This is a genomic window from Streptomyces lacaronensis, assembly GCF_047337785.1.
Taxonomy (GTDB): domain Bacteria; phylum Actinomycetota; class Actinomycetes; order Streptomycetales; family Streptomycetaceae; genus Streptomyces; species Streptomyces lycopersici.
In genome coordinates, this window is the sequence record NZ_JBLHDK010000003.1 from 4266442 (window position 1) to 4281022 (window position 14581).

The 14581-nt window shown below is 68.0% G+C and carries 11 protein-coding genes and 2 pseudogenes; 8 read left to right on the forward strand and 5 right to left on the reverse strand.

Annotation, left to right across the window (positions count from 1 at the left end):
• Positions 1-39 precede the first annotated feature (39 nt).
• From ACMTAK_RS17960 to ACMTAK_RS17980, 5 genes and pseudogenes are all read left to right on the forward strand, one after another.
• Positions 40-1287 carry a TIGR02679 family protein gene (locus ACMTAK_RS17960; protein WP_413807157.1) on the forward strand — a complete coding sequence of 416 codons (1248 nt, stop codon included), beginning with the start codon at positions 40-42 and terminating at the stop codon, positions 1285-1287.
• 33 nt (positions 1288-1320) lie between these two features.
• Positions 1321-1584 carry a CopG family transcriptional regulator gene (locus ACMTAK_RS17965; RefSeq protein WP_413807158.1) on the forward strand — a complete coding sequence of 88 codons (264 nt, stop codon included), beginning with the start codon at positions 1321-1323 and terminating at the stop codon, positions 1582-1584.
• A pseudogene (locus ACMTAK_RS17970) lies at positions 1581-1999 on the forward strand (DNA-binding protein). Before ACMTAK_RS17965 ends, ACMTAK_RS17970 begins: the two are co-directional and overlap by 4 nt.
• A 637-nt stretch (positions 2000-2636) precedes the next feature.
• Positions 2637-3085: pseudogene (locus tag ACMTAK_RS17975) on the forward strand (SPW repeat protein).
• A gap of 223 nt (positions 3086-3308) precedes the next feature.
• Positions 3309-3863 carry a hypothetical protein gene (locus tag ACMTAK_RS17980; RefSeq protein ID WP_413807159.1) on the forward strand — a complete coding sequence of 185 codons (555 nt, stop codon included), beginning with the start codon at positions 3309-3311 and terminating at the stop codon, positions 3861-3863.
• 480 nt (positions 3864-4343) lie between these two features.
• Here the strand turns inward: ACMTAK_RS17980 and ACMTAK_RS17985 are convergent, their stop codons facing one another.
• Positions 4344-4652: a J domain-containing protein gene (locus ACMTAK_RS17985; RefSeq protein ID WP_413807160.1), complete on the reverse strand. Its 309-nt coding sequence runs from the start codon at positions 4650-4652 to the stop codon at positions 4344-4346.
• A gap of 619 nt (positions 4653-5271) precedes the next feature.
• Positions 5272-5412: a hypothetical protein gene (locus tag ACMTAK_RS17990; RefSeq protein WP_413812925.1), complete on the reverse strand. Its 141-nt coding sequence runs from the start codon at positions 5410-5412 to the stop codon at positions 5272-5274.
• A gap of 486 nt (positions 5413-5898) precedes the next feature.
• Here ACMTAK_RS17990 and ACMTAK_RS17995 point away from each other — a divergent pair, with 486 nt between their 5' ends.
• Positions 5899-6435 carry a hypothetical protein gene (locus tag ACMTAK_RS17995; protein ID WP_413807161.1) on the forward strand — a complete coding sequence of 179 codons (537 nt, stop codon included), beginning with the start codon at positions 5899-5901 and terminating at the stop codon, positions 6433-6435.
• Positions 6436-6662: 227 nt separating this feature from the next.
• A complete protein-coding gene (locus ACMTAK_RS18000; protein WP_413807162.1) occupies positions 6663-8321 on the forward strand; it encodes a S8 family serine peptidase in 1659 nt (552 codons plus the stop codon).
• Between the two features lie 140 nt (positions 8322-8461).
• On the opposite strand, the gene ACMTAK_RS18005 is transcribed toward ACMTAK_RS18000, so the two are convergent.
• A complete protein-coding gene (locus ACMTAK_RS18005; protein ID WP_413807163.1) occupies positions 8462-8695 on the reverse strand; it encodes a DUF397 domain-containing protein in 234 nt (77 codons plus the stop codon).
• 370 nt (positions 8696-9065) lie between these two features.
• Here ACMTAK_RS18005 and ACMTAK_RS18010 point away from each other — a divergent pair, with 370 nt between their 5' ends.
• On the forward strand, positions 9066-9311 hold the full coding sequence (locus ACMTAK_RS18010) for an ATP-binding protein (protein ID WP_413807164.1): 246 nt from the start codon (positions 9066-9068) through the stop codon (positions 9309-9311).
• Here the strand turns inward: ACMTAK_RS18010 and ACMTAK_RS18015 are convergent.
• Together ACMTAK_RS18015 and ACMTAK_RS18020 are read right to left on the reverse strand one after the other, a co-directional pair.
• Positions 9289-12582, reverse strand: coding sequence for an AAA domain-containing protein (locus ACMTAK_RS18015; protein WP_413807165.1), 3294 nt, complete (start codon positions 12580-12582; stop codon positions 9289-9291). The two genes, ACMTAK_RS18010 and ACMTAK_RS18015, sit on opposite strands and share 23 nt — an antisense overlap.
• 252 nt (positions 12583-12834) lie before the next feature.
• Positions 12835-14454 carry a hypothetical protein gene (locus tag ACMTAK_RS18020; protein WP_413807166.1) on the reverse strand — a complete coding sequence of 540 codons (1620 nt, stop codon included), beginning with the start codon at positions 14452-14454 and terminating at the stop codon, positions 12835-12837.
• Positions 14455-14581 lie beyond the last annotated feature (127 nt).

Sequence of the window (14581 nt, forward strand, 5' to 3'; positions counted from 1 at the left end):
GCGGAGAGACCTCGTGGAGAAGAAAGAGAAGACCCTCACATGAGCACACCCGACGCCCCAGCCGGGCGCGTCGACCACGTCCGTCTCACCCGTCTCCTCGGCGATCCGGGCTGTGCCTGGCTGCTGGACCGGATACGCCGCCGCATGGAACGCGCCGAGCCACTCACCGGCCCGGTCATCCTGGCCGCGCCCACCGACGGCGAGCGGGCCGCCGCCGAGCGCCTGCTGGGCCGCGCCCCCGGCGGCGGGCGCTCGCTGAGCATCCGGCTCGACGCCGTCGACACCATCCTGCGCCGCTCCGGCGTCAGCCCCGACGGCCTCGCCACCGCCGTCATCGCCCTCACCGGACCCGTCACCCTCCTCAGCGACGCACGCCGGCGGGAGGCGGACGCCTGGCACGACGCGTACACCCCGCTCGCCGGTTTGTGCTCCGAGCGGCCCGAACTGACCGACTGGGGCGAGCACATACGCGTGAGCGGCCTCATCCGCCGCCTCGCACGCGGCCCGGAGACCGCCCGCGCCCTGCTCGCCTCCGCCGCGACGGCGCTGCGGAGCCTGCCCACGGATCCGGCCGTCTCCCTCCCGGCCTTCGCCGCCCGCACCCTCGGCGATGCCCACGCCCTCGACGACGGCACGCCGCTCGCCACCCTCGTCCACTCCGGCATCCGCGCCCTGACCGGCTTCCCCGACGGCACCGGAGCCGAGTGGCGCCGCGAAGCATGGGCCTCCGCGGGACTCCTCAAGGACGCCCTGTCCTCCACCGTCCTGACCCTGGGCCTACGCGGCACTCCCGCGCTCGACTGGGCCACCGGCACCGGGGAACCCGCCGTGCTCACCCTGCGCCAGCTCACCCGCACCCCTCCCCGCACGACGCCCCCGGTGGTGCACATCTGCGAGAACCCGACCGTGCTCGCCACTGCGGCCGACACCTACGGCCCTGCCTGCCCGCCCCTGATCTGTCTCCAGGGCCAGCCCTCGGCCGCCGCCCTCACCCTCCTGCGCCACCTGCACTCCCACCGGGCGAAGCTGCTCTACCACGGCGACTTCGACTGGGGCGGCATACGCATCGCCACCGCCCTGCTCCGGCGCGTCCCCTGGCGCCCCTGGCGCTACACCACCGCCGACTACCGCGCCGCCGCCGGCAGAAGCCCCATGGCACCATCCCTGACGGGCATACCTGCCACCGCTCCCTGGGACCCGGACCTGCGGGCCGCCCTCAGCGAACTCGGCGTACGCGTCGAGGAGGAAACCGTCCTCGACGATCTCTTGACCGACCTCGCACCCTGATAACTCAACGGGATCGCATGGAGTACAAAGAGCATGAGCGAGCCCACCCAGAAGTACTCGATCATGATGCCGCGGGACATCGCCGACGCCGCTCGCGCACGCAGCGGGTCGTCCGGCCTGTCCGAATACGTCGCCGCGGCCGTGGCCCGCCAGATCGAGCGCGACAACCTCAACGAGCTCATCACGGTCGCCGAGGCCGAACACGGACCGATCACCGACGAGGAGGTCCAAGCGCTCCGGGACCAACTCCAGCAGGCCCGTAGGCAGCAAGCGCCCAACGGAGCGAACACGGCATGACGCGATCACCCGCCGCCGTACGCGGCGGCACCCTGGTCCTCGACAGCGAGGGGACTCGCCAAGGCCGCAACTGCGGGACCGCATGGCCACCGGCTGGCTCGCCCTGGCCCGCGCCGACGACATGCGGGTGATCACCAGCGCCGCCACCCTCGTGGAAGTGGTCCACCCCCGGATCAACCGGCCGGCGTTGGAGTGGACGCTCTCCCGCATCGTCGTCGAGCCGATCACCGAGATCCTCGCCCGCCACGCCGCCGCTCTCCTGGCCGACACCGGCCTGCACGGGCACAAGTACGCCATCGACGCCATGCTCAGCGCCACTGCCCTCGCCGCCCCTGGGCCCACAACAGTGCTCACCTCCGACCCCGAGGACATCACGGCACTGTGCGGCGGACGCGTCACCGTCATCAAGATCTGACGGCGCGCTCCCCGCACCTGCCGGACGTGCACCGCACGCATGGGGGCCCGTGAGGCGCCCCCCCGTAGGCCGAAGCGCCGATCGTCTACTTGCCCGCCCGATGCACCGGGACGACCGTCTGGATCACTAGCTCACCCGCACCGGCCCATGATTCCGCTCGTCCCCATGTACTGGGCCCTCACGCCCACCGGCAAGACCGTCTGGGCCGAGCAGCCCCCGCCCCCGCACCCCCGGTTCCAACCGCGGCGCCCTCTCGCACCGCGAACCCTTCTCACCGGCAACCGCACTTGCGGCAGTCCAAGCCAACCGGCGCGCAGACCACAGCACGTCGGCCGCCAGGCGCGCGGATCCCGGGGTCCCTGCCTGAGGTGCCGCCAACGCCCGTTGTCAGGACCGCGGGCAACCCACCGGCAGGGCGGTCACGTGCACGCGAGTGAAAAAGCGATACGCATAGAGCGCCGACATCCCGCCAGCTCAATTCGCATAGCGACCGCACGATCACACTCCGATACTCCAGGCCACGCTTTCAACGCGACGCAAGTCATGCTTGCACCTGACTCGACATTGCTTCTGTTACCTGATTCAGGTAATCCAGATAAAGAGCGCATAAATCGGAGATGGAGAGGAGACAACGACAATGTCGTATCCGCAGCACTCCAGTGACATGACCGGGCATCCCGAGATAGCGGAGATGCGGGAACGGCTCAAACGCGTACCGCCTCCACCGGCAGGGCGATCGCACTCGAAGGACTGATCCTGCTGGCGGGCGTCTACGGCGCGATCTCACCGTGGGTCGTCCACTTCTCGGGTCAGCCGAATATCGCCGTCAACAACCTGATCGTCGGCATCACTGTCGGCCTGATCGGTTTCGGTCTCACCCTTGTCCCGGAGCGGATGTTCCGCCTGGCGTGGACGCTTGCGCCGCTCGGCGTCTGACTTCTGATCTCCCCATGGGTGGTCACCGCCACGCACGGCGCACGGGCCGGCATCGTCTGGAACAACTGTTGGCTCGGTGCCGTCACCATGGTGCTGGGTCTGGCAGCAATGGGTCTCACCATCGGCGTCACCCGCCCGGCTCAGCGGTGAAGCGTCACCCGCCCGGTTCAGCGTCCGCGCGAACCGCGCGCTTCGATCACGGCCGCACGAGTACGCCACCCGGTTCAGCCGTTGGCACTCCAGGCCCAAGAGTGCTCATTCCTCACATAACACGCTGGAAGCCCCACGACAAGGGGTAGCTCCTGAGTCCCGTCGGGATCAGCGGATCCCGACGGGAGTGAGGACGGAGGGGAGGCAGTTGACGATGGCAGGGATGCTCACCCAGGACGATCAAGTGGTCATGCGCCTGGCGTGGTGGGAAAAGGCGGCCACCCGTCATCGTGACGTGCGGGTGCCACTGGAGGCCGTGCGCCGGGTGACGGTCGAGCCCGAATGGTGGCGGGCTCTGCGCGGTGTTCACGAGAGGGGCCTCTGCATCCCTGGCGCCCTGTCCATCGGCATCCGCTGCCATCAGGCAGGGAAAGACTTCGTAGCCGTGCGGCGAGACAGGCAGGTGGTATGCGTCGAACTCCGGCCCTCCGCCCCGTTCCGCCTTCTCGCCGTCTCCGCACGGGACGGAAACGAAGCCGAGGAAACGGCCGAGCACATCGCACGGGCCGCGCCGAAGACCGACACGTCAGTGTCGTGGCGGCAGCCCGTGCCCGTGCCCGATGAATCGGAATATGCGGCGGCACTGGAATATGACCACAGACACTCCCATGCGTGGCATCGGATGCGGAGCACGCTTGATCGTTTGAGAGTGCGAGCTTGGTCGGGCCTGCGTCAGGCTGCGCAACGCCCCCACCTGGCAAAAAACAGTCCCCGGTAGTACTGCGCGTGTCCTGAAGCTCCAGTCGTCACTGTCGCCTCGGTATCGCGCCGGCTTGCCGGGGGCCTGAACCACATCCTGTCCAAGCCACTCCGCCGACTAGACGTCCTCACCGGCTTTGTGACTCTTTCGGTGTTGTGGTCTATTAACCACTCTCCATGAGAATCCCCTCAAGTCAAGGCATCTTGAGTAAATTTTTCGACGTCCGAACGCATGGAGGCGCGGGCCTCGCATGGCGAAGGTTCAGAGCCGAAGGCCATCCACAATCGGTGGAAAGTAGCACCCGGCCGCGGTCGCGGAGGCCGCCGACGGGCCGTCGCCCAGCTAAGGCGGTGGGGACTGACCGAGGCCGCGCGCCCCACCCCCGCGCCCGGCAACGGCGTCGAGAACGGGCAGGAGGGCGCACAGGACGTTGGCCGCGGCGTTCTGGCGACGGCCATGCGGTCGCCCCCGCCCTCCGTGTTGGTGATGACGGTGGGCTCACCGCCCTCCAGGACCGAGACCATCCGAGTTCGTCGTACCGAGGTCAATACCGGGCCCGTCCGGGCGGCGGTACGTCCGCTCGTATGCCTGGTCGCAGGCCGCGCGCCGCACCGGGTCGCGCAGCGTCTCGCGCGCAGACCGCACCTCGCCGAACCGTTCCGCCATGACGGCGTCCACCCGGGTAAACGCGAGCAGCGATCCCATCCGGTTGAACAGGTCGTCGAACTCGGCCAGCCGGTCCCTCAGCCACCTGGGGAACGGCGGCTCGGCGAGCCCGCCAGGCGTACGTCGTACAGGCAGAGTCATGGCAGTCCGCCTCCTGTCCATGTCTCCCGAGCGGCGCCGAACGAGTATCCGCGCGGATGCTGCTCACGCCGCTCCAGGGGTAAAGGCGGTGCAGGGGGTGAAGGCGGTGCGGCGGGCGGGCGGGGCACGTGTCGGCTTGCCGCCTCCCGGTGGAGCGCGGAGCCTGGGCATTGTGACGCTTGCGCACGGCGCGCCGGCCCACCGGGTCATCGCCGGTCATCTCGTCGACGGCGTGATGGAGCCGGGCGGGAGATCGGTCTGCGGATCGACCAGACGCTCACCCAGGACGCCACCGCCACCCTGGTGATGCTGGAGCTGGAGGCCCTGGGCCTGGACCGGGTCCGCGGCGCGCCGCCGACCTGGCCACCGACGGCCATCCCGACACCGGCGACCGGCTACGGCTGGGGACCTCCACACCGCCCTGGCCCCGGAAATCGAGCCCCGCCTGCGGCCGCACAACACCACCAAGGACGAGACCCACCAGGTCCGGCGCCGACATCGCGGCCACGCCAGAGGACCCGGGCGATCTCAGTCATGACGGCGGCTGCCCGGGCTACCGCCCGCAAGCACGCTTCGCAGCAGGCTCGGTACGCGACGGGTGCATCCGCGGTGCATCCGCTCACTCCTCGGGGGCTCGCTCGTCCACCCGGTACGTCCTGCTCCATGTGGCACCGCAGTGACAGTGCGACACCTCGATCACATCGCCGCCGTCGCTCACCGCCAGGCCATCCCAAATGCGGACGTGCACGTGCTCACCCATCGCAACTCCTCTAATAGGCGGGATGCTATTAAACGAGATGTCGAAATAGGTAGAAGATATCCACATAGCGAGATTTGCGGGCAGGGTAATCCCACCCTGCGTATCGGTAACCCCGCCCATCAGAAGGCCGACCCCGCCCGGGTCGCCACCGGCCCGAACATCGCGCAGTGGCCGGCGGCCGGTTTCCTGCTCCATCGCCTCCTCCGAATGGGCGTCAGCGGGCCATACGGCCCGGCAGGCCTCGTCCACTTCGCTACGGGTCCGATCAGGTGAGCGATCGCCCTCCGACTCCATCAGCGGCGGCCGATCCGGCCGCTCCACCAACGGTTTCACCACTCGCCGGGTCCGATCGGGGGCCTTACCTGGAGTGGCCCGTCCGATTGCGGTCGCGACCTCGTCAACTTAGCTTCAACGCGTCGGGTTTATTCCGATAAGGCCAGCATCATTCCTTATGTTGACCTTCCCATGGCATCGAAAGGAGCATTCATGTCGGTGATGACCGGTATCCAGCCCCAGCAGCAGTTCGGCCAGCAGATCGGCGCCCCGCAGGGCCAGCTCGCGCAGGTGGTCCAGCAGGCGATCCAGCAGGCATGCCAGCAGGCGAGCCAGCAGATCGCGCAGCGCATGCAGCAGACGCTGCAGCAGATCCAGCAGGTCCAGCAGCAGCTGCAGCAGCAGGGCCTGGCCCATCAGGCGCACCCCTACCTCGCGGTCGCGCTGCACCACACGCTGCAGCAGGGCGTCCGCGGCGCGGTGGAGCAGTCCGTGCAGCAGGCACTGCCGACGGCGATCGTGACGCTGCTCCAGCAAAGCCAGCAGGGGATGCAAAGCCAGCAGGGCCAGCAGGGGATGCAGGGCCAGGGAATGCAGGGCCAGGGAATGCAGGGCCAGGGAATGCAGGGCCAGGGAATGCAGGGCCAGCAGCCGTGGGGCGGCGGGTACGGCCCGCAGTCGTTCGGCCAGCAGTCCCAGCAGCCCGGCTTCGGCTTCGGCCCGATGGGTCAGCCCTTCGGCATCGGCTGACGTAGGGCAGCGCGCGATGCGGTGTGCCCGGAACTGGTTCCCGGGCACACGGCATCACTGTGGAAGCGCGAGCCGCCCCACACCGGATCAGAAGCGCAGGACGACACAGGCATGCGGACGTGGTGAAGGTGGACGTAATGGTCAAGGACAGACCCGGGAGCAAACCCCGAAACAACGGCGAGACCGGATCAGAAGGCTCGGGGGCCGGCGGGCCGGGACCCAAAGGCATGGGCGCACGACCACGCAAGGCGGGCGCGCCATCACCCATCACGGTGCAGCCGCGCCGGGCGCGGTACATGGTCACGCCGCTACCGCAGCATCTTCTGCCACCGGGAGTTCCCGAACCGGGCATGGACGCGGTGTGCGACCAGTTGGAGCAGATGCCCGAGGTCACGGTGGTCCGCAGACTCCGGCCGTCGGAGAAGCTGAAAGCGTCCGGCACGCCCCTCGCCTGCCCGGACATCGCGGTCGTCGAGGCAGCCGAGGCCCAGCTCCCGGCGATGCAGACGCTGCACGTCCACATCGAGCCGGACCTGCCGCTGTCCGCGTCCGGACCCGCCGCCGCGCCGTCCGCAGGCGGCCTGCCGCTGCGCGATCCGGGGCTGATCATGCCGCTGGAAGAACCCGTGGAGATCTCCCTACGCGTGTGCGGCCCGGACGGCGAACCGCTGGCCGGCGCGGGCGTGTTCCTGATCGGTTGGTCCTGGCCCGGCCAAGGCGTCACCGGGGCCGACGGGACGGTCACCGTCACCATGTCCACGGAGACCGTGGAGTCCGTCCAGTCCCTGTACGTACGTCCCGTGGGCGGGTACGCCGACCGCTGGATCAGCCGTCCAGACCTGTCGGTGACCGCGGAGAACCTGGTCACTCTCACGCCGCTGGCCAAGGTGTACCCGGGACTCGAGGAGAGACAGCAGTACGCCTGGGGCCAGCAGGCCATGCGGCTGGACAGGTTGCCTCCCACGTTCCGCGCCTTCGGCATCAAGATCGCGGTCATCGGTTCGGGTGTCGCCACCGAGCATCCCGACCTGAAGCGGCGCGTGCACAACGGTGTCGATCTCGTCCGCGGCACGAAGGAGGGCTGGGCCCGCGACACGGTGGGCACCGGGACGCACACGGTCGGCGTCATCGCCGGGGCGGACACCGGCAAGGGCATCATCGGCACCGCGGTCGACGCGGAGATCGAGGTCTGCCAGGTGCTGCCCGGGGGCTTCTTCAGCGACCTGATCGCCGCCCTTGACCACTGCATCGAACGGGAGGTCGACGTCGCGCACATCGCCGTGGCGGCGCCGTACCCGTCGGCGCTGGTCTCCCGGAAACTGGCCGACGCAGGCGCGGCGGGCATCGCCTGCGTCGCCCCTGCGGGCGACTCGGGCGGACCGGTCTGCTTCCCCGGCTCGCTGCCCACCGTGTTCACCGTGGGTGCGCTCGGCGTCTTCGGGTCCTTCCCGCCGGACACCTCCCAAGCCACCCATGTGGGCCCGCAGCTGACACCTGAGGGGTTGTTCGCCGCGCCGTTCAGCGCTTACGGCCCCGGCGTCGACGCGGCCGCTCCCGGCATCGCGGTGTTGTCGTGCTCGCCGCAGGGCGGATACACGGCGCTCGACGGCACCGGCACGGCCTCGGCCCACGTCGCCGGTCTCGCGGCCCTGGTTCTCGCGCACCACGAGGACTTCCATGGCCAGCTGCTGCCCCGCGGACCGGGCCGGGTTCAGCACCTGTTCGAGATCATCGCAGCCAGCTGCCGCCCTCTGGCCGCCCCGGGCACTATGGACGCGGCCCGCGTCGGCCGCGGTCTGCCCGACGCCCTCGTCGCCCTCGGCCTGGCACCCGGAGTGCAACTCGCTCCGGCTCTGTCCTCTTACGCCCCCACGATGGCCGGTTAGGCCACCCAACACGAAGCGGCACCCCATACCCGCGCGGCTGTGCACGCCGACAACGAGCGATCGCCATCGCGACGGTACTGGGCTGACCGCTGGGTGTACGCGGGGATACAGACCACTTGGCCGTATCCCCGCCTCGTCTGTCAGGGCCGCGTCGCGAAGTCCACGAACGCCGCCCAGCTCTGCGCCGCGAAAACGAGTTGAGCCCCCATCGGCTCCTTGGAGTCCCGCACGTGAACGGCGCCGGGAGTCATGGCGACCTCCACGCATTCACCCCCCTCATTGCCGCTGTAGCTGCTCTTGAACCAAGCGAGTCGCGCGGAATTCTGGACCTCGGTGTACCCGACCACGCGAGGGCAGGAAACCGCTGATCGCACGGTTCGGTGGTATTCCCCTGATCCGGCAGCGGAAGGGCGTAATCGACGACCTTCCGCCCACCCAGTTCACCCCCCGCATCCGCCGCGCGGAAGCCAGCTCATCGACCGGCTCCGCAAGGCACGGTGCGAACTCTGAAGCCCACATGGGTGCAGTTGATGCGCAAAACCCTCGTGGTCTGCCCGCCCTGTCATGAAGACATCCACGCATAGCCGGAACCAGGATCACGCCGTAGTCACTGGAGAGCCCGCTGCACCGAAAGGGTGCGCGGCGGGTTCGGGCCGGCGGCCACTGGAAAAGGATCCGCGCAGCGGAAACGTCGCCAGTGGCCTACCGGTACTGAAGCACGGGCACGTACCCGGGCGGGACTTCTTGCTGGCTCTCCTTCTGACGAGGCCCGAAGCCGGGCCCGCCACCTTGCGCATCGAGGTCGCCGACTGCCAGGGCGAGCGGCTTCCCCATCCGGCCTCCGCCACGCCGCCGGAAGCCTGGGAAGAGCACGGACGAGGTTTGGTCATCGTCGAGTCCCTCGCGGAGCGATGGGGCTTCCAGCCCAGGCGCCTGGTCGGCAAGACCGTGTGGGCCGAGATCCAGCTCAGCCCCGGCTCCCCGTCCTGAACCGCACGGCCGTCTCCCACGCCCGGTTGCCCCGTCGCCCCGGGCACGTCCGGTTGAAGCACCGCCAGTACCAGGATCCGTTCACCCGGCGGCGCAGATCCACCTCGTCTCCCTTGCACGCACCGCATCGCGGTGGCCTCGCGAAGTCCTCGGCGTGCTCGTGGGCGAGGATCTTGCGGGCGAAATGGTGGCCCTTGATCGTCAGCATGACTTCGCGCGAGTGGTTCTGGGAAAGGGAGTTGAGGCTTCCCAGCAGGGTTGTGAATTCGTCGATGACGACGATCTTCTGGTGCATCACATTGACGCGGACAACGGTCTGCACCACGTCTCGAAGGCGCTGGACCAGCGCGGTCTGTTTCTTCTGACCTGTGTCGTAGGGGTCCCGTACGAAAATGGTGACACGGACTCCGCGGCGTACGGCTTCCTCAAGTACCGGAAGTAGGCCGATCAGCCGTTTCGCCGTCCACGGAGACCAGATCCATAGAGAGGTCTTGGCCTCGGCAAGGCGGGCGGCGAAGGTCTCGTAGAAGGAGATCTCGTCGTCGACCTCGGAGACCTCGACGTGACGCGAAAGGACTTCGGCGAGGCGGGACCCGAATTCGCCAAGGCCGGTGACAGGCCGCGTGGCAGGGGCGATGAGCCGGGTTGCGGGGACAAAACGGGTGCGGCCGACGCGGATGAGCGCACCTAGTTTGCCGAGGGCCGTCTCCTCTCCCGAGGCGAGGATTCGGCTGCGGCTGCCGATGACGTAGAGCCTGGTCTGGAAACGGGTGACGGCGACATTGCACAGGCGTACGCCGTCGCGGGCCCAGGCCGTTGCCTCAGAGGCTCGGGAAGCATGGGCCATCCAGAGACCGTCACCGTAGTCGTCCTCGACCGTGTCGAAGATGACGACCGGAAACTCGCGGCCCTGGAAACGGTGGGCGGTGCCCACCTCGGCAAGCTGCCCACCCGTCTCGGTATCGCGGAGAGCCTCCAGGGTGGCCTCGGCCTGCACTGAATACGGCGTGACCACACCAGCCGATTCGCTGTCCTCGCGGTGTAGATCGATGAGTGCGCGTGCGAGCAAGGATCCCGCCGGCCACCAACCTTTGCGGCGACCGGTGCGGTGAGCCTGGGCCAGGCTCTGGAGGCCGTCCGTATCGATGATCACGATTTCGGGATCGCCCGACTCGCGTCTTTCAGCCCGCCGCACGACGTCGGGGCCGGGCTTCAGTACGCCGTCGTACGCAAGAGTGTTCGCCAGATCCATGACGTCAAGCCCGAAGCGGTGCTGGACATCCAGCACGACACACCCGTTGTGGTTCACCGCTGCCGTTGGCGACTCGATGCCGAAGTGTTCGAAGACCTCACGCAGAATCCACTTCGCGACATCAGTCCGCTTGCTGCCATCCAGTTTCGGCAGGACGGGGCCAAGCTGCATGAAGTCGCCGAGCAGTACAGCCGTCGTCTTGGCCTTGCCAATCGCGAGGAGCACTTCGGGCAGGGTTGCCGCACCGGCCTCGTCGACCAGGACGACGTCGTAATCGCCTTCGAACACCGCCTTGACAGTGCGGAAACGCGCGAGGGTAGTGGCAACGACTTTCGCACCACGAATGATCTCGCCTTGTGCGTCGCGTGCGAGCTTGTCGTACTCCTCCTGCAACTCTCGATGTCGGCGCTCCAGGGTCGGACGATTCTCCTTGTCCGCAGTGACCTGAGGCTTCAGTGTTGCTGCCGCAGCATGGCGGTGGGGGTGTCCGAGGCGATCGGCCTCCATGACACGTGCTTCGGCCGCCTTTGACAGGTCGAGTTGTTTGGCGAGGGGAGAAAGTTGGGCAGCCGCCGCCCTCTCCACTCGCCACGCGTCCTCCAGGTTGGTCTCCACAGTGCGCAGGGTCGTCTTGCGGAGCGTGATCTCCTCCTTGCTGAAGGAGATCTTGGCGCGGTGAGCCTCAAGCCGTGCTGCGTATTCCTGCTCGGTTCGGGTGAGTACGGACCGGGCCTCCGCTGCTTTCGTCTGGGCCTTCTCGGTCTCGGTGCGGGCCGTCTCCAGCCGAAGGCGCGCCTTCTCCCTGTCCCGCTTGGCCCGGCGCTTCGCCAAGCCGGTCAACCGCTCAAGGTCCATCAGGGCACGGTCGGCCGCGTCGCGCTCGTTCTCCGCGAGCAGTGCCTTCGCCTCCACCGCTGTCACAGCGACTCGGAGCTCGGCGAGGTCTGCCTGCACGTTGTCGTATGCCTTCCAGTCGGCCTGGGCCTGCTCCGTGGCGCGCACGGCCGCAGCAGCCGCCTTGTACTCCTCCTCCAGTCGCTCGACCCGCTTCCCGGCTTCCTCTGCTTCGCGATCCGCCTGACGACGCGCGCGGGTGAGAGCTGCGGAGGTGCGGGCGGGGTCGTCCAAGCGGGTGCGGTCCGCGGCGTACCCGATGGCGTCGAAGTTCGCGAGGCTCCGCTCCAGCTCCTCCAGCTCGCGCGTCCGCGCCCGCGCTTCAACCAGCTGCGCGGCAACCGCCCGGCGTCGTTCGTCGACATCGGCGAGCCGCTCGCGCACCATCAGTGTCAGACAGACGCTTGCGTCCTCAGCCACTTCACGCAGATGGGGCGGTCCGACACGGACGATGTGACCGTCCGCGTGCCGCCGCTCCTTCATCACGCCCCACAGGGCGTTGTCCACGGCGACATTGGTCGCGGACACCAGCAGGATGCGTTTGCCGCGCGCCATCAGATCCACGATGGCCCGCTTGAGGACGGTGGTCTTGCCGGTGCCGGGAGGTCCCCACACCAGCCACAGCCCTTCGCCCGTGCATGCGCGATACGCGAGGTCCTGAGCGGGCAGCAGCACTCCCGGTGGCAGCCCGGTCGCCGCGAGCCGTCCCGTCCCGGCTTCGCCTCGCGCCATGAGGTGAGCGAGAGGGGCATCGGTGAGCGCGGCCAAGCCTTCACGCAATGCCTTCACGAGGAAGCCGGCGGGCTGCGGCTTCATCCATAGATGAGGGTCGGCGGGGTCGGCGAACTCGGCGACACGCACCCGCAGTGCGGTGCCGTCCTTGAACACGTCGAGCACGGAGTGGCCTGCGTCCACACCGCCTTCGTCCGGCCCGGCCAGCCTCAGGCTGTCACCTTGAAGTTGGTCTGTCGTGATGTCGGTGCCACGTACGTCGACGACGTACTCCCCCGGCTTCCCACTCTTCGCCGCTCGCCCCAGCGGACGCCACCGCGGCTCACGCGCCGGCACGCCTTCGTGCGCGACCCAGGCGTCCAACGCCGAGACGACTTCTTCCTGCCAGCCCACATTCCCCCGCTACGACGGCGCTGCCGAGTTCTTGTCCCCGTGGTACCAGCGAAGCCGAGCGATAACCACAGGGGATCTCGCCAAGGTCGGCCTGCCCTGCCCAAAATGCTCCTCAGTGCGTGAGCGGTGGCTTGGGGGTCATGAGCAAGCCAACCCAGATGCACTCGATCATGATGGCTCGGTGGCACTCCTCAATCCCACGGGGCGGTCAAGCCATGCTCTCCAACGGACTCGCTTCCATGTGCTGGGGATTCAACCCCGTCTCCACTCCTCCAGCACCAACCAGACGTCGCGAGGCCAGGACATGGTCAGCGGGTCGAAGGAGTAGTCCTCCGCGGTGGTCTCCTTCCACAGGCCCTCAGCATGCTCGACCTCGTCTGCGAGGAGGCACGCAGCCGCCAGATGACCCCGGGCAGAGCCGTAGTTCCTCTCCTTCGCGGTCTCCACCAAAGCGGGCCAGATCTCCCAAACCAGGCACTGTTGAAGGTTTCGGAGATGATCGACGGCCTTCTGAAGGATCACGCCGCTCACGTGTCGGTTGACCTCGTGCCACTGGTCGTCGACTTCATGAATCCGATCGTTGTCCCAGCCGTGTTTCTCGACAAGTTCTCCCCAGAACGTCCAGGAACGCTGGGCCTGTTCACGCGCGTGCTCGGCAAGCTCCTGCCGAGTCAGCCGAGGGAAGTCGTCGTCCGGTGTGACGGGCTCGGATCCATCCGGCGGCAGGCTCGAATCGTCTCCGTACCTGATCCGGGTCAGAACCTCCAGTGACCGGAGGGCAGACTCAACGTCCTCGTCACGTACCAGGCCGCAGATCTCAGCCACGTCTTCTGCCACAGCGGCCCAGTCGGTCTCTGCGAGGTGGTTGTCCAGATCAGTGGCCAACCAGTCCGCCGAACCGCGACCGCCAAGGCCATCCAGGATTCCCTGGATCTCGGAGTCAAGCCGCTCCAGAACAGCCTCGGGGGTCTCTCGCGCCCGCTGGGCCGCTACCTCGTGTTCCGCCCGCTCGGCCGCCTCTCGGTGCTGGTCACGGGCCGCCCGCACAGTCGGAAGACGTGTCTGCAAGGCACGCATCTCCTGAGACTTGGCCGCGTCGACCTCGTCCAGCAATTCGATCGCCTGCATCCGGTGGCTGGGCTGGACCAGCGGATCTGACGCGAGACGGCAAAGCAGACCCACACTGCTCTTGGGGGCACGCTGGGCCACGGCTATCGCCAGAGCAAGACGGTCCGCGCTCGCGGCATCCGGGTGAGCCACAAGCTTCTCCACGGCTTCGGGTACGTACCCGGCCGGACGGTCGTGCTCAGCGAGGGCGAGGGCAACTTTCATGCGAGTCCTGAGTGGGACTGTCTCGTCTTCGGCAAAGAGCTGCGCAGTCCAGACAGCCCAGCCTTCGCGCACCGCATGTGCCAGCAAGCCCCAGCTGCTTCTGGGCAGCAGGTTCCGCGCTTCCGCATAGCCCGCCTCATTGGCTCCGGCCACGAGTGTGTCGGCGGCACGGAGGCGTAGTTCCGGCGGCAGCCCCTTGGCGCCTGCTACGTAGCAGAGTCCGACGGTGTACTCGGCATAGGTATACGAGGGACGGAATGCGTCAGCCCTCAACTCTGGGGCGATGCGCTGCAGGTCCTCGTGGAATGGGCCCGGTGTCTGGACCATGAACGATGCCGCTGCCAGCGCTGCCCCGCCGCGAATCTGACACGCCCGCAGGCCGCCGATCCGCCAATTGTCGGCCTGCGTCTCGTCGACAAGGCGAACCAGGGAAGTCTCGATCGCCTCGTCGGGTTTTCTGCGAGAGGCCGGTACGTCGCAGTCCGGCAACAACTCAGGGCGCTCTATGCACCCCGCCACATTGCGTTCCTTCATCGACACCAGATAGATCCTAGCCGTGATGCAGGTGATCTCCAGGTGAGCAGGATGGCCACCCACCAGGCTGGAACCACCACCATGACGGCGTCTGGCCTAGCAAGCAGTTTCACCGCAGACAAGGCTTGCCACA

Coding starts and splice junctions, on each gene's coding strand:
- ACMTAK_RS17960 (WP_413807157.1), top strand. CDS start 40: ATGAGCACACCCGACGCCCCAGCCGGGCGCGTCGACCACGTCCGTCTC.
- ACMTAK_RS17965 (WP_413807158.1), top strand. CDS start 1,321: ATGAGCGAGCCCACCCAGAAGTACTCGATCATGATGCCGCGGGACATC.
- ACMTAK_RS17980 (WP_413807159.1), top strand. CDS start 3,309: ATGCTCACCCAGGACGATCAAGTGGTCATGCGCCTGGCGTGGTGGGAA.
- ACMTAK_RS17985 (WP_413807160.1), bottom strand. CDS start 4,652: ATGACTCTGCCTGTACGACGTACGCCTGGCGGGCTCGCCGAGCCGCCG.
- ACMTAK_RS17990 (WP_413812925.1), bottom strand. CDS start 5,412: ATGGGTGAGCACGTGCACGTCCGCATTTGGGATGGCCTGGCGGTGAGC.
- ACMTAK_RS17995 (WP_413807161.1), top strand. CDS start 5,899: ATGTCGGTGATGACCGGTATCCAGCCCCAGCAGCAGTTCGGCCAGCAG.
- ACMTAK_RS18000 (WP_413807162.1), top strand. CDS start 6,663: ATGGGCGCACGACCACGCAAGGCGGGCGCGCCATCACCCATCACGGTG.